Below are 19,548 nucleotides of genomic sequence, written 5' to 3' on the forward strand. Positions count from 1 at the left end.
GTTGCCGATTTGCGGTGACTTGTTCCGCCCCTCTCGATGGCGCTTGCTTATCCTGTTTGCCTCTCTATACTCCCGCAAAATACCCGCTGTCTTTCTCTGGATTTAGCGATGCCCCTTGCCTTTTTATTTCCCTTCTCCTGCATGGCCATCTGGGCCGGCAACAGCATCGTCAGCAAGCTGGCGGTGGGGGTGCTCTCACCGGCGGCCCTCGCCTGGTCGCGCTGGGTGGTGGCGGCCGTCATACTGACCCCCTTCCTGGCCCACAGGGCCTGGCGAGAGCGCACCCGGCTGCGCGCCGGTTTCTATAAACTCGCCATGCTGGCCCTGCTCGGCATGGTGTTGAACCAGACCTTCGGCTATTACGCCGCCCAGACCCTGGGAGCCACCGAGATTGGCCTCATGATGGGGCTGACCCCCCTGATGACGGTGATGCTCAGCATCTGGTTGCTGCGCGAACGCCCGACCTGGGGGGCCCTGCTTGGGGGCGTCATCTCCATACTCGGATTGACTATCCTGCTGGGGCAGGGGGATCCCTCCCGGCTCTTCATCCAGGGCATTCACATCGGCTACGTCTACATGCTGTTGTCGGCGGCCACCTATGCGCTCTACTGCGTGCTGCTCAAGCGCTGGGAGCTGGGGTTGAGCAGCTGGACCCTGTTCTACGGCCAGGTGCTGTGCAGCCTCCTGTTCCTCACCCCCTTCTACCTGCTGGTGGACGGACAATGGCCGGATGGCCGCGCGCTCTGGCTCATCCTCTATGCGGGGATCCCCACCTCGGCCCTCTCCCCCTGGCTCTGGATGCAGGGGATTGCGCTGCTGGGGGCGAGCCGCACCGCCATCTTCATGAACCTGCTGCCGGTGATGACGGCGGCCCTGGCCATCAGCTGGCTGGGGGAGCGGCTCACCAGTTACCACCTGATCGGCGGCGGCATGACGCTGGTGGGGGTCTTGCTGGCGCAGTTGCTGGTCAAGCCCGTTATCCTGCGGCGCCGCACCAGGCTGGCCGTGGCGGGCTGCCCCGAGGATTGAGACAACCGCAAACCGCGATAAAAAAAGACCGCCGATGGGGCGGTCTTTGCGTCTTCGGGGCCGGATCACTGGGCCGTCAGATAGAGGTCTTTGGAATAGACCAGATCCTGCGGGTTGTGATAGGGGTAGCCCTTGACGAAGGGCTTGAGCAGCCGGGACTTCACATAGAAATAGACAGGGGCTATGGGGGCCTCCGCATCGATCAGGGCTTCCGCCTGCTGATAGAACCGATTGCGCTCGGTGGGATCCTGGGAGTCGTGGGCCTTGGCCAGCAGGGTGTCGTACTCCTTGTTGACCCACTTGCCGCTGTTGGCGCTGCTGCTGGAGGTCATGATGTCGAGGAAGGTGGAGGCGTCGTTGTAGTCCCCGTTCCAGGCATAGCGGCTCACCCCGAAGTCCCCCTCGTTGAGGGCCGACACCATGGTCTTCCACTCCATGTTGTTGAGCTCGGCCTTGACCCCCAGGTTGTGTTTCCACATGGAGGCGATGGCCAGGGCTATCTTCTTGTGCCCCTCGTTGGTGTTGTAGAGGATATCCACATCCAGCGGCTTGTTCGGGCCGTAACCAGCCTCGGCCAGCAGGGCCTTGGCCGCCTTGATCCGCTCTTCCTTGCTCATCAGCTCGCTGGCCGGTTGCTTGAGCTCAAACCCGTCCACGCTCGGCGGTGTCAGGCTGAAGGCGGAGATCTGTCCCTGGCCCAGGATCTTCTCGGTGATGGTGTCTCGGTCGATGGCCAAGGAGAGCGCCTTGCGCACCTTGGGGTTGTCGAAGGGTTTGCGCTGGGTGTTGAACACATAGTAATAGGTGGAGAGCAGGGGCGCGCTGACCAGCTCCTCGGGGCTCTGGTTCTTGATCTGCTTGTACTGCTCCAGCGGATAGGTGGTGTAGTGCAGCTCGCTAGCCCGGTAGCGGTTGAAGGCGGCGGTCTCGGACACTATCTCCAGATAGACCACCTTGTTCAGCACAGTGTGGGCATTGTCCCAGTAGTGGGGGTTGCGCTCGGAGATGAGCCGTTCGTTCGGGGTCCACTCTTTCAGCACGAAGGCGCCGTTGGAGACGATGTTGCCCGGCTTGACCCAGTCATTGCCGTACTTTTCTATGGTCGCCTTCGGCGCCGGGAAGGTGGTGTAGTGGGAGAGGGTCTTCAAGAAGAAGGGAACCGGGTTTTTCAGGGTGATCTGCAGGGTGAGGGGGTCCAGGGCCTTGATGCCGAGGGCATCGGGCTTGGCCTTGCCCTGCACCACTTCGCTGGCGTGGGTGACCCCGGTCAGCTCGATGAACCAGGCGTAGTTGGAGGCGTTCTTGGGATCCGCCGCCCGCTGCCAGCCATAGACGTAGTCCGCCGCCGTTACCGGCTCGCCGTTTGACCACTTGGCGTCGGGCCTCAGCTTGAAGGTGTAGACGGTGCCCGTGGGATCGAGTTCGTAACTGAGCGCGCCGGCGAGTTTCAGCTTGCCGTTCCCGTCCAGGGTGTAGAGTCCCTCGAACAGATCGTTGACGATCTCGCTGCCAGAGCTCTCTTCCACCATCTGGGGATCGATGGAGGCGGGTTCGGTAGCTATGTTGCGGATGAAGGTTTGCTGTTCTGCCGGCAGCAACTTGGTACCGGCCGGTACCTGGGCCGCCAGGGCGGGGAGGGAGATCAGGGCGGCAACCGTGCCGGCAATGAGTGTCCTTTTCATTGAATATCCTTATGTTTTTTTGCTTCCAAAGCCAAGCCAGTGTGCGGGATTGATGGCGAGATCTCAAGGGGGGATCCGTGGGCCCCGTCTGCCTGTTCCCGAATGGGGAGGGGCCTGAGGCAGGGTGAAGAAGGGGTTGGATTATTGTTACGAATTAAGATGGCGAAAGAGGCCGGCCGGTACCACTTTTCTCCCGCTGCGGCGCCATTTTCTGGCGTGAACTGGCGATTTATACACCGTCTTAATTCGCTGCAAAAACAAAAAACAAACGTTACATTGGGTTACAAAACAACGCAGCCGAGGATCGGCACTTTTTTTGTCGATGCTTGCAAACGTTTTCAAGGCCAACGAAAACGATCCTAAAGGAAGAAGAATGCGAAACATGATCACCATGGGCGAGTTCATCGTCAAAAAGCAGGCGGACTACCCGACCGCAACCGGCGAGCTGACCTCCTTGCTCAGCTCCATCCGCCTGGCTGCCAAGGTGGTGAACCGGGAGATCAACAAGGCGGGGCTGGCGGACATCATCGGCTCCATGGGGGCCGAAAACGTGCAGGGTGAGGTACAGCAGAAGCTGGACGTCTACGCCAACGAGCGCTTCAAGGCGGCGCTGGAGGCCCGGGGCGAGGTGTGTGGTATGGCCTCCGAAGAGGAGGAGGACTTCGTCTCCTTCGATTCCGAGCTCTCCCGCCACTCCAAGTACGTGGTGCTGATAGACCCCCTCGACGGCTCCTCCAACATCGACGTCAACGTCTCGGTCGGGACCATCTTCTCCATCTATCGCCGGGTCAGCACCCCGGGAGCCGGTGTGACTCTGGAAGACTTCCTGCAGCCGGGCAACCGCCAGGTCGCCGCCGGTTACGTTGTGTACGGCTCCTCCACCATGCTGGTCTACACCACCGGTTTCGGGGTCAACGGCTTCACCTACGATCCCTCCATCGGCTGCTTCTGCCTCTCCCACGAAAATATCCGCATCCCGGAGGAGGGCAAGATCTACTCCATCAACGAAGGCAACTACATCAAGTTCCCGGACGGGGTGAAGAAGTACCTCAAATATTGCCAGGAGCGGGACGAGGCGACCCACAGACCCTACACCTCCCGCTACATCGGCTCACTGGTGTCGGATTTCCACCGCAACCTGCTCAAGGGCGGCATCTACATCTATCCGTCCGGCACCAACTCCCCGAACGGCAAGCTGCGCCTGCTCTATGAGTGCAACCCCATGGCCTTCCTGGTGGAGCAGGCCGGCGGCAAGGCCTCAGACGGCTTCGGCCGCATCATGGACATCCAGCCCACGGCCCTGCACCAGCGCACCCCCTACTTCGTTGGCTCCACCAAGATGGTGGACAGGGCCGAGGCCTTCATGCGGGAGTTCTCCGCCCACGAGGATCCGGCCAAGCAGGGCTGAGTCTGGCGCCGGGCTCTGCCCATCATCGCCAGCCAGGAGACTGCGGATAGCCGCCAGAAAATACGCAGATAAAGAAACGGGAGCCTCAGGGCTCCCGTTTTTTTGTTGTGGTCATCCGTCGTGACACTCGTGGCTTATGTTCCCGTGGTGGCGCCTGTCGGGGACAAAACCCGTCGAGACGCACCGCAGAGCGCCGACTCCATCAGGGCAGGGTGTGCTTGGCTAGGTCCGCCAACAGGGAATCCACCAGTTTCAGCCGCATGGCCCTGTCCTGGTTCGGTACCTGGAAGCGCAAGCGGGTCGGTCCATCCATTTTATAGATACGTGGCTGCTCGGAGAGCAGTTTTACCAGATAGGTCGGGTTGACCTTGGTCTCCTGGCTGAAGTCGAGATAACCACCGCGATCGCTCATCTCCACCCGACGGATACCAAGGGCCGTTGCCCGCTGGCGGAAGGCCGCTATCTCCATCAGCGTCTTGGTCGCCTCCGGCAGCAGGCCGAAGCGGTCGATCAGCTCCACCTTCAGTTCCCGCAGCTCCTGCTCATCCTTGGCGCTAGCGATGCGCTTGTACATGGACAGGCGCATGTTGACATCCGGGATGTAGTCGTCCGGCAAGAGGGCGGGCAGGCGCAGCTCCACCTCGGTGTGCTGGCTCATCAGCTGATCCAGGGACGGTTCCTTGCCGTGTTTCAGCGCCTCCACCGCCTGCTCCAGCAGCTCCATGTAGAGGGTGAAGCCGATGGATTCGATCTGGCCGCTCTGATCGTCCCCGAGCAGCTCGCCGGCACCGCGGATCTCCAGATCGTGGGTGGCGAGCGCGAAGCCCGCACCGAGATCCTCCAGGGAGGCGATGGCGTCGAGGCGCTTGGCGGCGTCCTTGGTCATCAGCTTGGGATGGGGGGTGAGCAGATAGGCATAGGCCTGGTGGTGGGAGCGGCCGACCCGGCCCCGCAGCTGGTGCAACTGGGCCAATCCCAAGTGATCCGCCCGGTCCATGATGATGGTGTTGGCGCTCGGCACGTCGATGCCGGTCTCTATGATGGTGGTGCATACCAGCAGGTTGAAGCGCTGGTGGTAGAAGTCCGACATCACCCGCTCGAGCTCCCGCTCGCGCATCTGGCCGTGGGCGATGCCGATGCGCGCCTCCGGCACCAGGGTGGCCAGGTCCGCCGCGCACTGCTCTATGCTCTCCACGTCGTTGTGCAGGTAGTAGACCTGGCCGCCCCGTTTGAGCTCCCGCAGCACAGCCTCCCGGGTGACCGCAGGCTCCTGCTGGCGCACGAAGGTCTTGATGGCGAGCCGCTTGGCGGGCGGGGTGGCGATGATGGAGAGATCCCGCATGCCGGACATGGCCATGTTGAGGGTGCGCGGAATAGGTGTTGCCGTGAGAGTGAGGATGTCCACGTCGGCCCGCAGCGCCTTGATCTTCTCCTTCTGGCGCACCCCGAATCTGTGCTCCTCATCGACGATAAGCAGCCCCAAATCTTTGAACAGGAGATCCGAGCCCAGCAGCTTGTGGGTGCCGATGATGATGTCCACCTTGCCCTCCGCCAGCTCCTTGAGCACGGCGGTCTGCTCCTTGGCGGAGCGGAAGCGGCTCAGCACCTCGACCCGAACCGGCCAGTTCGCGAAGCGATCCCGGAAGTTGTCGTAGTGCTGCTGGGCCAAGAGGGTGGTGGGCACCAGCACGGCCACCTGCTTGCCGCCGTGCACCGCCACGAAGGCCGCCCGCATGGCCACCTCCGTCTTGCCAAAGCCCACGTCGCCGCACACCAGCCGGTCCATGCTCTTGGCCTGGCACATGTCGCCGAGCACCGCATTGATGGCGTTGAGCTGATCTTCGGTCTCCTCGAATGGGAAACCGGCGGCAAACTGGCGATAGGCTTCTCTATCGTGCTTGAAGGCAAAGCCGTGACGGGCCGCCCGCAGGGCGTAGACATCCAGCAGCTCAGCCGCCACGTCGCGGATCTTCTCTGCCGCCTTGCGCCGCGCCTTGGTCCAGGCCTCGCCGCCGAGCTTGTGGCTGGGCGGGTTGTCGGACCCCGTGTAGCGGCTGATGAGATGCAGACTGGTGACCGGCACGAACAGCTTGTCGCCACCGGCGTATTCCAGGGTCAGGAACTCGGTGGGCAGGCCGCCGGCATCTATGGTCTCGAGCCCCTGATAGCGGCCGACCCCGTGATCCAGGTGCACCACGGGCTGGCCCTGGGTCAGCTCGCCCAGGTTGCGAATGACCGCATCCGAGCTCAGGTTCTTGCTCTTGTCCCGGGCGCGACGGCTTCGGATCTTGCCGCCGAGGAGTTCGGCCTCGGTGACGAGGGCCAGCTCCTCCTGCCCCGCCTCCTGCAACAAGAAGCCTCGCTCCAGCGGGCAGACCAGCAGGCCATGGCGCGCCGTGCTTGCCACGAAGGCCTCGAGGGAGGGGAACTCCTTGGGCTGCACCTGGATGCGTTCGAGCAAGTCGCCCAATACCTCCCGCCGCCCCTCGGACTCCACCGAAAACAGGGTGCGGCCGCCAAAGCCTTGCAGGAACTGATCCAGCGCCAGCAGGGGCTGCTCCTTGCTGTGATCGAGCTGCAGGTCCGGCAGGGGGGCCGTGGCCAGGTTGTGCTGGCCGGCGCTCCCGTCGGTGGCCTCCGGCTGCAGGCGCACGGCGCCATATTGACCCAGCGCCGCAAACAGTTGCTCCACCGGCAGATAGATCTGCTGGGGGGGCAGCAGGGGGCGGGTGTTATCCCAGCGCCTGTCCTCGTAACGCTGACCGATATCGTTCCAGAAGCGCTGGGCGGCGGGGTAGATCTCCCCCACCGTCAGCAGCAGGGTGTTGGTCGGCAGGTGGTCGAACAGGCTGGCAGTCTCGTTGAAGAAGAGGGGCAGGTAATACTCGATGCCGGCGGGCCAACGCCCCTTGCTTACCTCCTGATAGACGGAGCCCTCGGCGCGGGAGATCTCGAACTGCTCCCGGTATTGCCCCCGGAACAGCTCGATGGCCCCCTCGTCGGTGGGAAACTCCCGGGCGGGCAACAGGCTCACCGACTTGACCGGCTCGCTGGAGCGCTGGGTCTCGGGATCGAAGGGGCGGATGGAGTCCACCTCGTCGTCGAAGAAGTCGATGCGATAAGGGTTGCCGCTGCCCATGGGGAAGAGATCCAGCAGGGAGCCGCGGGCGGCGAACTCGCCGTGCTCCAGTACCTGCTCCACCGCCACATAGCCCGCCTCGGCCAGACGCCCCCGCAGCTGTTGCAGGTTGAGGCGCTGGCCCGCTTTCACCAGCAGGCTGTATTTGTCGAGATAGACACGAGGTGCGGTGCGCAGCATCAGGGTGGAGATGGGGACGATCAGCACCCCGCTGCTCATCTGCGGCAGCTTGTAGAGGGTCTCGAGGCGCTGGGAGATGATGTCCTGATGGGGGGAGAAGGTGTCGTAGGGCAGGGTCTCCCAGTCCGGGAACAGCAGCACGGGGCAGCCTTTATCGGCTAACAGGTACTGCAGTTCCTGTTCGAGGCGCAGGGCGCTCGGGGTATCGGCGGTCACCAGCAGGACGGGGCGATCCGCCTCGGCGGTGAGGCGGGCGGCGACCAGCGCCAGGCTGCTGCCGACCAGCTGGCCAAGGGTTATCTTCTGGCCCGCTTTGGCGGGCAAGGCGGGGATTGTCATTGGCATCGTTCGATTCTTTTAACGTTGGCGGTGAGGCGTTGACGGTGATTAGCGCTGGCGCTCCTGGGCCCGCAGCTTGAGCTGCTTCGATTGCACGTGCAGGCTGGCACGCACCAGCAGCTCCCTGTCATCCTCGCGGATCCGCACATAGTCGAGCAGCACCTGGATGCCGTGCTCTCCTGCTTCAAGGTGTTTGACCTCGGCGTAGCAGTAGACGGCGGAGGCCTCTTCCCGCAGGAAGATCTTGAGGCGCACGATCTGATGGGGGCGGGGGGGCTCCCCGTGGCCCTGACGGGGGTGCAGGTAGACGAGATTGCCCGCCCCGAAGCGCAGGGTGTGGAAGCGGTGTTCCGAGTGATCCTGCACCGCCAGCACATAGCCCATGATCATGTCGATCTTGCGGGACTGCTGGTTGACGATTTCGACGAGATCGTGCATGGACTCGTTCTGGCTGCGCAGCAGCCGGCTGCTGACGAGATCGATGGCGGTGATGGCAGAGGCGATACGAAAGGGCTCTGGCAGTTCGGCGTCCAGCGCCTCCAGCGTCGGCAGGTGAAAGTCGGCCGGCATGGGGATCACATTGACCGGCGTGGCATGGGTGACGCTGAAGAACTGTTCCTGCATGGAGGCTATCCCTTGTTGTCATAGACGGTTTCCCTTTATTATCCGGTATCTTATTTTGTTGGCAACGTAGATATCCTTGAAGACTGGACTTTTTCAGCCACTCTCGCTGGCCATCGGCCTGCGTTATGCAGGCTCGCGACGCAGTAATCGCTTCGTCTCCTTTATCTCCCTGTTTTCCACCTTCGGTATTGCCATCGGGGTCGCCGCCCTGATGGTGGTCATCTCGGTGATGAACGGTTTCGAGGGGCAACTCAAGGGGCGCATCCTCGGGGTGATCCCCCACGTGGTGCTGACCAACCCTGCCGGGCGCATCGATGCGGAGCCGCAAGGTCTGCCGGATCTGGCCAAGCTGCCCCACGTGGTGGCCGAGGCCCCCATGCTCGACAGCGAAGGCATGCTGCAGAGCCCTGGCCAGCTCACCGGAGTGAGCGTGCAGGGCATAGATCCGGCGCTCTGGCCCAAGGACGACATCCTGCACGCCCAGATGCTGGCGGGACGCCTCGACAGCCTGCAGCGCGGTGAATACCACATCGTGCTGGGGCAGGGGGTCGCGAACCGCCTCAAGGTGTCGCTCGGGGATGAGGTGCGCCTCATTCTGACCGAAGGCACTCGCTTCACGCCGTTTGGCCGGGTGCCGGCCCAGCGCCTCTTCACCGTCTCCGGCATCTTCGGAGTCGGCGCCGACGTGGACAGCCAGGTCGCCCTCATTGCGCTGGGGGATGCTCAGCGCATGCTGCGCCTGCCGGACGACACCGTCGGCGGCATCCGCCTCTGGCTGGACGATCCCTTCGCCGCCGACCAGGTTGTCAAGACCGCCCTGCCGGACGGGCTGGAGTGGCAGGACTGGCGCCGGGAGCGGGGTGAGCTGTTCCAGGCGGTGGCCATGGAGAAACGCATGATGGGGCTGATGCTGGTGCTCATCATCGCGGTCGCCACCTTCAACATCCTCTCCGCCCTCGTCATGGTGGTCACCGACAAGGAAGGGGAGGTGGCCATTTTACGTACCATGGGCATGAGCGAGTCTGGCATCGTCAAGATCTTCATGGTGCTGGGGGCGTCGAGCGGCGTCATCGGCGCCCTGTTCGGCGGCTTGGCGGGGCTGGGGCTGTCCCTCGGTCTCAACCCTCTGCTCGATGCGGTGGGGCTCAACCTCTACATGGCGGCCGGTGGTTCGGGTCTGCCGGTCATCGTCGAACCGGCTCAGGTCATCACCATCCTGCTAGGCGCCGTGCTGCTGAGTTTCAGTGCCACCTTGTACCCGGCGGCCCGTGCGGCCCGAGTGAAACCGGCCGAGGCACTGCGCTATGAATAATTTCTCTTCTGTCATTACTTCCCCAAGCGGAGCCCCTTTTATGAATGAGTCCCTGTCCCGCGATAATCCGTCGCGTGAACCTCTGCTGCGCTGTGAGGCCCTGAACCACGTCTACAAGGAGGGCAGCCTAGAGACCCAGGTACTCAAGGGGATAGACCTGTCCGTGGCCCCCGGCGAGATGTTGGCGGTGGTGGGCAGCTCGGGCTCCGGCAAGACCACCCTGCTGCACCTGATGGGGGCGCTGGATAATCCCTCCAGCGGCGCCGTGCTGTTCAAGGGGCAGGACATCCATCACTGGGACAGCCGCACCCAGGCGCGATTCCGCAATCAGGAGCTGGGCTTCGTGTATCAGTTCCACCACCTGCTCGCCGAGTTCACCGCGCTCGAGAACACCGCCATGCCGCTGCTCATCGCCGGCGAGTCGGTGGCGAGCGCCGCCGAGAAGGCGACCCGGATGCTGGGGCGGGTGGGGCTCTCCCATCGCCTCAACCACAGGCCCTCCGAGCTCTCCGGTGGGGAACGCCAGCGGGTGGCCATCGCCCGCGCCCTGGTCAACGAGCCGAGCCTGGTGCTGGCGGACGAGCCCACCGGCAACCTGGATCACGCCAGCGCCACCGCCGTCTACGAGCTGCTCTGCGAGTTGAACCGGGAGCTCGGCACCGCCTTCGTGGTGGTGACCCATGATCTCAGCCTCGCCGCCAAGCTGCACCGGCGGGTGACCCTGGTGAGCGGCATCATGGCGGAGGTCGCCTGATGTTCAAGCCGCTGCCCCTGTTTCTGGGCCTGCGTTACAGTCGCTCTCGCCGTCGCAACGGCTTCATCGCCTTCATCTCGGCCTCCTCCCTCATCGGCATCGCCCTCGGGGTGATGGCGCTGATCCTGGGGCTCTCCGCCATGAACGGTTTCGAGCGGGAGCTCAAGAACCGGGTGCTCTCCGTGGTGCCCCATGGCGAGCTCATCGGCATGGAGGCGCCGCTGCCTAACTGGCCGAAGCTGCGGGATTACCTGCTGGCCCAGCCCGGCATCGAGGCCGCGGCCCCGGTGATCCGCCTGGACGGCCTGCTGGAACACGGCTCTGCCCTCAAGGGGGTACAACTGCGCGCCGTGCTGCCGGAGCTCGAGGCGAACCTGTCGGATGCGGGCAAGTACATGACGGGCCGCGGCCTGCGTGAGCTGGAACCCGGCGAGAAGGAGGTGATCCTCGGCAAGACTATAGCCGACAAGCTGGGGGTCAAGATAGGGGACACTGTCGCCCTGCTGCTGCCTCAGGGTGGAGATGCCAGCGGCATCAAGAATCCCAAGCGCGAAGCCCTCAAGGTGGTGGGACTGATGGAGATCGGCGGCCAGCTGGACGGTCTCATCGGCTTCATGCATCTCGCCGACGCCCAGGCCATCACCGGCATGGGCAAGGACGTGGAGGGCTTCAGCCTCAAGGTCAACGACGTGCTCAAGGCGCAGTCCATCACGGTGGCGGCGGCGAGCAAGTTCCCGCACTACGTCTACATCAGCAGCTGGATGAGCCGCCAGGGCTACCTCTATCAGGACATCCAGATGGTGCGCACCGTCATGTACGTGGTGATGCTGATGGTGGTGGCGGTGGCCTGCTTCAACATCGTCTCCACCCTGGTGATGGCGGTGAACGAGAAGCGCAGCGAGATCGCCATCCTGAAGACCATGGGGGCGAGCCCGGGTCAGATCCGGCTCACCTTCGTCATCCAGGGCATGGTGAACGGGGTGGCGGGGGCCCTGCTCGGGGCTCTGCTCGGCGGCCTGCTGTCCAGCAAGCTGACCCAGATCCTGGGCTTTGTCGAGACCCTGATCGGCCACCGCTTCCTCAACCCGGACATCTACTTCATCGACTTCCTGCCCACCGAGCTGCACATGCAGGATCTGGTGATAGTGACGAGCGCCGCCATCCTGATGAGCCTGGTGGCGACCCTCTATCCCGCCTGGCGAGCGAGCGCCCTGGTGCCGTCCCGGGAGCTGGGACACTGATATCCAGTCGATGACAATCTATCGATAACATAAAGGGCCCTGCGGGGCCCTTTTTCGTGCTCGGGAAATCTGGCTCGGTTGCCTTCAGGGCAAGGAGTGGGGCGACATCATGCCGAACTCATGGTCGACAGTATCAATGGGCATTCAATTCATCGAGAGGCAGTGAGAAACTCGCCACGAACACATCGATAAAGTAACGCATGGCGGGGTTCATCCGGGCGTCCAGCATCTGCTCGAGGCGCTTGCGGGCCGGCTCGAACTCCCGGTTGCCGGCGTTAATCTCCTCCAGGCACTTGGTATAGGCGCAGAGGGTGTCCGCGTCCTTCACCAGCCGGGCCAGCGCCTCGTCCTGCGCCGCCGAATCGAGCAGGGGTCGAAAGTCGTCGACCAGCTCAGGCGGCAGCATCCCCAGCAGGCGCTGCTCGGCGGCCAGCTCTATCTTCTTGTATTCACGGGCTATCTCGGGGTTGAAGTACTTGACCGGGGTGGGCAGATCCCCGGTCAGTACCTCGCTGCTGTCGTGGTAGAGGGCCATGACGGCGGCGCGGTTGGCATCGTTCTGACCACCGAAGAGCCGGTTGCTGATGACGCCGAGGGCATGGGCCACCATGGCCACCTGCAAGCTGTGCTCGGCGATGTTCTCCGGCTGGATGTTGCGCATCAGGGGCCAGCGATAGATGAGCCGCATGCGGGCGAGGTTGGCGAAGAAGTGGCTGGGGAGCATGATGACCTCGAACAATGACAATGAAAATGGGCAGACCCTAGTCTGCCCTTTTTTCTGCTGGTCCGCATAGCTTGTGATGCGCCAGCGGCGAATGAAGTCCGCTCAGCGGATATAGCGGCCGGATTCGGCCTCCTGATTGGTCACCACCATCTGACCGATGGGGGCCAGGGCTATCAGGGCGAGTTTCAAGTGCTGGATGCCGAAGGGGATGCCCACTATGGTCACGAAGCAGGCCAGGGCCGAGGCGATGTGGCCGATGGCGAGCCAGACCCCGATCACCAGGAACCAGAGGATGTTGCCAATGAGGCCGAGCGCCCCGGTGCCGATGTCGCTCTGGCCCGTCATGGCCTTGCGGCTCACCGCCTGCTTGCCAAACGGGAAGAAGGTGAAGGTGCCGATGACGAAGCAGGCCCGTCCCCAGGGGATCCCGATCAGCGACACGAAGCAGAGCAGCCCGGCCAGCCACCAGGCCAGTCCCATGAAGACGCCTCCCAGCAGGAACCAGAGCAGGTTGAACAAGAAGCGAAAAAAGGTCATTTGGGTCACTCCAGACTCATAAGTTGGCTGTCACCATAGCGATCCCCACCGCGGGACGCAATGGCTGAGAGGAGAGGGTGGACAATTTGGGTCGCAGCCCCCCTTGCCGGCGCGGGATCAGGGGCCATTTGAATGAAAAATAGGGGGCATTGGGGGCAAAACAGTGAGCCAGTGCAAATTATTGCGCAGTCGATGCTTGAACTCGCGGCCAGAGTTCCCCATATAGGGGTCAGACTTGCGCAAATTGTGCCGTCTGCGCCCCGGATGGGGGATGTGCGGCTCGACGCGACCACTGTGCGCCGCTATAATGTCGCGTCAAATTTTCTCATCACAAAGACAGTCGTTGTCTTTATAAACAGGAAGACTCCGGGTATCTGCCCAGGGGTAATAAAGGGTCAGCACGCAGTGCTGAGTTGAACGAGGTAAAAGAATGCAAGTTTCTGTAGAGACAACCCAGGGTCTGGAACGCCGTCTTACCATCACTGTACCGGCTGCAACCGTTGACGCTGCCGTGCGTAAAGAATTGAATGGCCTGGCCAAGACTCGTCGCATCGACGGCTTCCGTCCTGGCAAGGCACCGGCAACCATCATCAAGAAGATGTTCGGTGCCATGGCCCACGCCCGCGTTGCCGATGAAATGATGCAGAACAACTTCATCAAGGCCATCATCGAAAACAAACTGAGCCCGGCCGGTGCGCCGACCATGGATCCGAAAGAGATCAAGGAAGGCCAGGATTTCGAATTCACCGCCACTTTCGAAGTGTACCCTGAGTTTGAAGTTGCCGGTCTGGAGAGCATCAAGGTCGAAAAGCCGGTTGCTTCCGTCAAGGATGAAGATCTGGCCAACATGATCGACACCCTGCGCAAGCAGCACGCCACCTGGTCCGAAGTGGACACCGCCGCCGCCAACGGCATGCGTGTGACCCTGGACTTCGTGGGCTCCATCGACGGTGAAGAATTCGACGGCGGCAAGGCCGAAGGCTTCGCACTGGAACTGGGCGCCGGCCGCATGATCCCTGGCTTCGAAGACGCCATCCTGGGCAAGAAAGCGGGCGACGAGTTCACCATCGATGTGACCTTCCCGGCTGACTACCACGCCGAAAACCTGAAAGGCAAGGCGGCCAAGTTTGCCTCCAAGCTGAGCAAGGTTGAAGAGCAGGTGCTGCCTGAGCTGACCGAAGAGTTCGTCAAGCGTTTCGGCATCGAAAGCGGCAAGGTGGAAGAACTGAAGGCTGAAGTGCGCAAGAACATGGAGCGCGAACTGGCCCAGGCCCTGAAAAACAGCGTGAAAGAGCAGGTGTTGAACGGCCTGGTTGAAGCCAACCAGATCGATCTGCCGAAGGCCGCCGTTGCCCAGGAAATCGATGCCCTGCGTCAGCAGGCTCTGCAGCGCTTCGGCGGCTTCCAGGGCGGGAACGCTCCCGAGCTGCCGGCCGAGCTGTTCCAGGCTCAGGCCGAGCGCCGCGTCCGCGTTGGTCTGCTGCTGGGTGATGTCATCCGCACCAACGAGATCAAGGCTGACGAAGCCCGTGTGACCAGCATCATCGAGTCCATGGCCACCGCTTACGAAGATCCGAAGGAAGTGATCGAGTACTACCAGAAGAACGAGCAGATGCTGAACGGCGTCCGCAATCTGGCGGTTGAAGATCAAGCCATCGACCTGATCCTGTCCAAGGCCCAAGTGACCGAGAAAGAAGTGGCCTTTGACGAAGTGATCAACAAGTCCGGTGCCGCTGCCTAAGATCATTTGACTTAAGGTCAAAACTGTTAAGTATAATGGCTCGTGTGATCTCCACTCGGGCCATTTTATTTTAGGGACAATGCCTTATGTACAAAAACTATAACGATGTGACTGAATCCCCACGCAATGCGCTCATCCCTATGGTGGTAGAGCAAACGGCCAAGGGTGAGCGTTCCTACGACATCTATTCCCGTCTGCTCAAGGAGCGGGTGATCTTCCTGACCGGTCAGGTCGAGGATCACATGGCGAACCTGGTGGTGGCCCAATTGCTGTTCCTCGAATCCGAGAACCCGGATCAGGACATCAGCATCTACATCAACTCGCCGGGTGGCGCCGTCACCGCGGGTATGTCCATCTATGACACCATGCAGTTCATCAAGCCGGACGTCAGCACCGTCTGCATGGGGCAGGCTTGCTCCATGGGCGCCTTCCTGCTGGCTGGTGGTGCCAAGGGCAAGCGCTTCTGCCTGCCGAACGCCCGGGTGATGATCCACCAGCCGCTGGGCGGCTTCCAGGGCCAGGCATCCGACATCCAGATCCATGCCCAGGAGATCCTGAAGATCAAGAACACCCTGAACGATCGTCTGGCCTTCCATACCGGTCAGGACATGGCCACCATTGAGCGCGACACCGACCGTGACAACTTCATGTCGGCGGAGCAGGCCGTGGCTTATGGCTTGGTGGACGGCATCCTGAGCCAGCGCGGCTGAGTCCGGATCCGGTCCGTCAAGCCGACTCGAGTACATCAGGGTGACGATTTCCCCGACGGGTGTGCTTGAGCAGGGTACCCCGTCCTGTTGTAAACTCAGCAGGACGATATCCATCCTCTATCGATTAAACGAGGTTGCTGAATGACAGAGAAACGCAAGGGTGAGGGCGACAAGCTGCTTTATTGCTCTTTCTGCGGCAAGAGCCAGCATGAAGTGCGCAAGCTGATCGCTGGCCCTTCCGTCTACGTATGTGACGAGTGTGTCGAGCTGTGCAACGACATCATCCGCGAGGAGATCCGCGAGATTTCCCCCAAGCGCGATGGTAGCGAGCTGCCGACCCCTCATGAGATCCGTGCTCACCTGGATGACTACGTGATCGGCCAGGAGTACGCCAAGAAGGTGCTGGCGGTTGCCGTCTACAACCACTACAAGCGTCTGCGTAGCGGTAGCGAGGCTGGCGGCGTCGAACTCGGCAAGTCCAACATCCTGCTGATAGGCCCAACCGGCAGCGGCAAGACCCTGCTGGCCGAGACGCTCGCCCGTCTGCTGGATGTGCCCTTCACCATGGCCGATGCCACTACGCTGACCGAAGCCGGTTACGTGGGTGAGGACGTGGAGAACATCATCCAGAAACTGCTGCAGAAGTGCGACTACGACGTGGAGAAGGCCCAGCGCGGCATCGTCTATATTGACGAGATCGACAAGATCTCCCGCAAGTCGGACAACCCCTCCATCACCCGCGACGTGTCCGGGGAAGGGGTACAGCAGGCACTGCTGAAACTGATCGAGGGCACCATCGCCTCTGTGCCGCCGCAAGGGGGCCGCAAGCACCCGCAGCAGGAGTTCTTGCAGGTCGATACCTCCAAGATCCTGTTCATCTGTGGTGGTGCCTTCGCCGGCCTGGACAAGGTGATCGAGCAGCGCTCCGTCAAGGGCACCGGCATCGGCTTTGGCGCCGACGTCAAATCCAAGAATGCCAAGGCGACCCTGAGCGAGAACTTTGCCAAGGTGGAGCCGGAAGATCTGATCAAATACGGTCTGATCCCCGAGTTCATCGGCCGTCTGCCCGTGGTCGCGACCCTGACCGAACTGGACGAGGCTGCCCTCATCCAGATCCTGAAGGAGCCGAAGAACGCCCTGACCAAGCAGTATGCCGCCCTGTTCGCCCTGGAAGAGGTCGAGCTGGAGTTCCGTGACGACGCCCTGAACGCCATCGCGCGCAAGGCGATGGAGCGGAAAACCGGTGCCCGGGGTCTGAGATCCATCGTCGAGGCCGTGCTGCTCGACACCATGTATGACCTGCCCTCTCTGAAAGGGGTCAGCAAGGTGGTGATCGACGAGACGGTGATCAAGGGGGATTCCGCGCCCCTGATGATCTACGACAATCCCGAGACTCAGGCCGCCGCCTCAGAGTAACTGGCTGATTTTTAATCACATAAAGGGGCGTTTTGCCCCTTTCTTGCTTTTTACGGCCAAGGCGGATTGAATCTCATCTTTGCGCCCCCATATACTCTGCCAAGCGCTTTGCCAACGGTATAACAAGCCGAGAGGACATATATGAACCTAGAGCGTTCTGAACGCATCGAGATTCCCGTCCTGCCTCTTCGTGACGTGGTGGTTTACCCCCACATGGTCATTCCACTCTTTGTGGGGCGGGAAAAATCCATTCGCTGTCTGGAAGCGGCCATGGAGCAGGACAAGAAAGTCCTGCTGGTGGCCCAGAAGGATGCGTCAACTGACGAGCCTACGGTGGAGGAGATCTTCTCCGTCGGGACAGTGGCCAATATTTTGCAGATGCTCAAGCTGCCGGATGGCACCGTCAAGGTGCTGGTGGAGGGGGGGCAGCGTGCCCGTCTTGAGCGGATGATCGATGACAAGGACTTCTTCGTCGGGGAGGCGCAGTACATAGCGTCTGCCGCCATCGAGGAGAAGGACCAGGATGTGCTGGTGCGCTCCGCCATCGGTCAGTTTGAAGGTTACATCAAGCTCAACAAGAAGATCCCGCCCGAGGTGCTCACCTCGATCTCGGCGATCGACGATGCTGCGCGCCTGGCGGACACCATGGCGGCCCACATGCCGCTCAAGCTCGAAGACAAGCAGAAGGTGCTGGAAATCGCCTCCGTGTCCGAGCGCATCGAGTTTCTGATGGCCATGATGGAGTCGGAGATCGACCTGCTGCAGGTCGAGAAACGCATCCGCTCCCGGGTCAAGAAGCAGATGGAGAAGAGCCAGCGGGAGTACTACCTCAACGAGCAGATGAAGGCCATCCAGAAAGAGCTGGGTGAGCTGGAAGACAGCCCGGACGAGTTCGAAGCCCTCAATCGCAAGATTGAAGAGGCGGGGATGCCGGAGGATGCGCGCGAGAAGGCCCAGGCCGAGCTCGCCAAGCTGAAGATGATGTCCCCCATGTCTGCCGAAGCCACCGTCGTGCGCAGCTACGTGGACTGGATGGTGCAGGTGCCCTGGAAGGCTCGCTCCAAGGTCAAGAAAGATCTGGGCAAGGCCCAGGAAGTGCTGGACGCGGATCACTATGGCCTGGACAAGGTCAAGGATCGCATCCTCGAGTACCTGGCGGTGCAGGCGCGGGTGAACAAGCTCAAGGGCCCCATCCTCTGCCTGGTCGGGCCTCCCGGTGTGGGCAAGACCTCGCTCGGTCAGTCCATCGCCAAGGCGACCGGTCGCAAGTATGTGCGCATGGCCCTCGGCGGCGTGCGTGACGAGGCGGAGATCCGCGGTCACCGTCGCACCTACATCGGCTCCATGCCCGGCAAGCTCATCCAGAAGATGGCGAAAGTCGGGGTGAAGAACCCGCTGTTCCTGCTGGACGAGATCGACAAGATGAGCTCGGACATGCGCGGCGATCCCGCGTCTGCCCTGCTGGAAGTGCTGGATCCCGAGCAGAACAGCAGCTTCAACGATCACTACCTGGAAGTGGACTATGACCTGTCGGACGTGATGTTCGTGGCCACCTCCAACTCCATGAACATCCCGGGTCCGCTGCTGGACCGGATGGAGGTGATCCGTCTGTCCGGTTACACCGAGGACGAGAAGCTCAATATCGCCAAGCAGCACCTGGTGGCCAAGCAGATCCAGCGCAATGGCCTCAAGCCTTCCGAGATCACCATAGATGACTCGGCGCTGATCGGCGTGATCCGTTACTACACCCGCGAGGCGGGGGTGCGTAGCCTGGAGCGCGAGATCTCCAAGATTTGTCGCAAGGCGGTCAAGCGGATCCTGCTGGACAAGAGCATCAAGCATGTACTGGTCAATCAGGAGAACCTCAAGGAGTTCCTGGGGGTACAGCGCTTCGATTACGGCAAGGCCACCGACCAGAACCAGATTGGTCAGGTGTGCGGCCTGGCCTGGACCGAGGTGGGGGGCGATCTGCTCACCATCGAGACCACCAACATGCCGGGCAAGGGCAAGCTGACCTATACCGGCTCCCTCGGGGATGTGATGCAGGAGTCCATCCAGGCGGCCATGACGGTGGTACGGGCCCGTGCCGAGAAGCTGCGGATCAATGGCGATTTCTACGAGAAGCGCGACATCCACGTGCACGTGCCGGAAGGGGCGACTCCGAAAGACGGTCCGAGCGCCGGTATCGCCATGTGTACCGCCCTGGTCTCCAGCCTCACCGGCAACCCGGTGCGTGCGGACGTGGCCATGACGGGGGAGATCACTCTGCGCGGCGAAGTGCTGCCCATCGGTGGTCTCAAAGAGAAGCTGCTGGCGGCTCACCGTGGTGGCATCAAGCGGGTGCTGATCCCGAAAGAGAACGAGCGGGACCTGGAAGAAATTCCGGCCAACGTCAAACAAGACCTTGAAATCTATCCGGTTCGCTGGATTGACGAGGTGCTGGCGCTGGCGCTGCAAGAGAATCCGCAGGGTTTCGAACGCGTTTCTGTCGTGTAAATGTTGATGCGCCGCAAATTTGGCGCATTCGAGGGGTGGTTAAGGCTTGCATGCGCCGGATAACGGAAGTAGCCTTGACCACCGATCGGGTACTCATGATGAGTCGCAATGCGTGATGTGGCGCGGGTTTGCGCCAGATTGTCACTTGCAACTGATCAGGAGGCTTGCTATAAAACCTCCACTTGTTGTGGCCAGGGAAATCAGCGCCGCAGCGAT

At 61.9% G+C, this 19,548-nt stretch carries 14 protein-coding genes; 9 read left to right on the forward strand and 5 right to left on the reverse strand.

All coding sequences use genetic code 11. The features are described from left to right. Positions 1–108: 108 nt before the first annotated feature. Positions 109–1,029, forward strand: coding sequence for a DMT family transporter (locus ACT5M9_RS21865; protein WP_457978905.1), 921 nt, complete (start codon positions 109–111; stop codon positions 1,027–1,029). A 65-nt stretch (positions 1,030–1,094) separates the two neighbouring features. Here the strand turns inward: ACT5M9_RS21865 and ACT5M9_RS21870 are convergent, their stop codons facing one another. Further along, entirely contained in the window at positions 1,095–2,711 is a 1,617-nt protein-coding gene (locus ACT5M9_RS21870) for a peptide ABC transporter substrate-binding protein (RefSeq protein WP_457978903.1), read from the reverse strand. A gap of 373 nt (positions 2,712–3,084) precedes the next feature. Between ACT5M9_RS21870 and fbp the strand changes: the two genes are divergently transcribed. Next, the gene (gene fbp, locus ACT5M9_RS21875) at positions 3,085–4,119 is read left to right on the forward strand and encodes a class 1 fructose-bisphosphatase (protein ID WP_457978902.1); all 1,035 of its coding nucleotides are present in this window, start codon (positions 3,085–3,087) and stop codon (positions 4,117–4,119) included. Between the two features lie 202 nt (positions 4,120–4,321). Here fbp and mfd read toward each other — a convergent pair whose 3' ends face one another. After that, positions 4,322–7,777 carry a transcription-repair coupling factor gene (gene mfd, locus ACT5M9_RS21880; protein WP_457980569.1) on the reverse strand — a complete coding sequence of 1,152 codons (3,456 nt, stop codon included), beginning with the start codon at positions 7,775–7,777 and terminating at the stop codon, positions 4,322–4,324. 48 nt (positions 7,778–7,825) lie between these two features. Beyond that, a complete protein-coding gene (locus tag ACT5M9_RS21885; RefSeq protein WP_457978900.1) occupies positions 7,826–8,401 on the reverse strand; it encodes a PilZ domain-containing protein in 576 nt (191 codons plus the stop codon). 76 nt (positions 8,402–8,477) lie between these two features. Between ACT5M9_RS21885 and ACT5M9_RS21890 the strand changes: the two genes are divergently transcribed. Genes ACT5M9_RS21890 through lolE form a run of 3 tightly spaced genes read left to right on the forward strand, consistent with a single transcriptional unit; the run spans position 8,478 to position 11,708 of the window. Then, on the forward strand, positions 8,478–9,713 hold the full coding sequence (locus ACT5M9_RS21890) for a lipoprotein-releasing ABC transporter permease subunit (RefSeq protein WP_457978899.1): 1,236 nt from the start codon (positions 8,478–8,480) through the stop codon (positions 9,711–9,713). 40 nt (positions 9,714–9,753) lie between these two features. Next, the gene (gene lolD / locus ACT5M9_RS21895; RefSeq protein WP_457978897.1) at positions 9,754–10,467 is read left to right on the forward strand and encodes a lipoprotein-releasing ABC transporter ATP-binding protein LolD; all 714 of its coding nucleotides are present in this window, start codon (positions 9,754–9,756) and stop codon (positions 10,465–10,467) included. Then, the gene (gene lolE / locus ACT5M9_RS21900) at positions 10,467–11,708 is read left to right on the forward strand and encodes a lipoprotein-releasing ABC transporter permease subunit LolE (RefSeq protein ID WP_457978895.1); all 1,242 of its coding nucleotides are present in this window, start codon (positions 10,467–10,469) and stop codon (positions 11,706–11,708) included. Before lolD ends, lolE begins: the two co-directional genes overlap by 1 nt. A gap of 133 nt (positions 11,709–11,841) precedes the next feature. On the opposite strand, the gene yfbR is transcribed toward lolE, so the two are convergent. Together yfbR and ACT5M9_RS21910 are read right to left on the reverse strand one after the other, a co-directional pair. Further along, positions 11,842–12,432, reverse strand: a complete 591-nt coding sequence (gene yfbR, locus ACT5M9_RS21905) for a 5'-deoxynucleotidase (protein WP_457978893.1) — start codon at positions 12,430–12,432, stop codon at positions 11,842–11,844. 102 nt (positions 12,433–12,534) lie between these two features. Continuing rightward, positions 12,535–12,969 (reverse strand): YccF domain-containing protein, encoded by a 435-nt coding sequence (locus tag ACT5M9_RS21910; RefSeq protein WP_438551247.1) that lies wholly within the window; start codon positions 12,967–12,969, stop codon positions 12,535–12,537. A gap of 430 nt (positions 12,970–13,399) precedes the next feature. Between ACT5M9_RS21910 and tig the strand changes: the two genes are divergently transcribed. From tig to lon, 4 genes are all read left to right on the forward strand, one after another. Beyond that, positions 13,400–14,710 carry a trigger factor gene (tig, locus tag ACT5M9_RS21915; RefSeq protein WP_457978891.1) on the forward strand — a complete coding sequence of 437 codons (1,311 nt, stop codon included), beginning with the start codon at positions 13,400–13,402 and terminating at the stop codon, positions 14,708–14,710. Between the two features lie 86 nt (positions 14,711–14,796). Next, positions 14,797–15,420: an ATP-dependent Clp endopeptidase proteolytic subunit ClpP gene (gene clpP, locus ACT5M9_RS21920; protein ID WP_005324106.1), complete on the forward strand. Its 624-nt coding sequence runs from the start codon at positions 14,797–14,799 to the stop codon at positions 15,418–15,420. A gap of 141 nt (positions 15,421–15,561) precedes the next feature. Then, entirely contained in the window at positions 15,562–16,836 is a 1,275-nt protein-coding gene (gene clpX, locus ACT5M9_RS21925; protein ID WP_438551245.1) for an ATP-dependent protease ATP-binding subunit ClpX, read from the forward strand. 141 nt (positions 16,837–16,977) lie between these two features. Then, a complete protein-coding gene (lon, locus tag ACT5M9_RS21930) occupies positions 16,978–19,332 on the forward strand; it encodes an endopeptidase La (RefSeq protein ID WP_438551244.1) in 2,355 nt (784 codons plus the stop codon). Positions 19,333–19,548 lie beyond the last annotated feature (216 nt).

The organism is Aeromonas sp. AE23HZ002T15, from assembly GCF_054165525.2.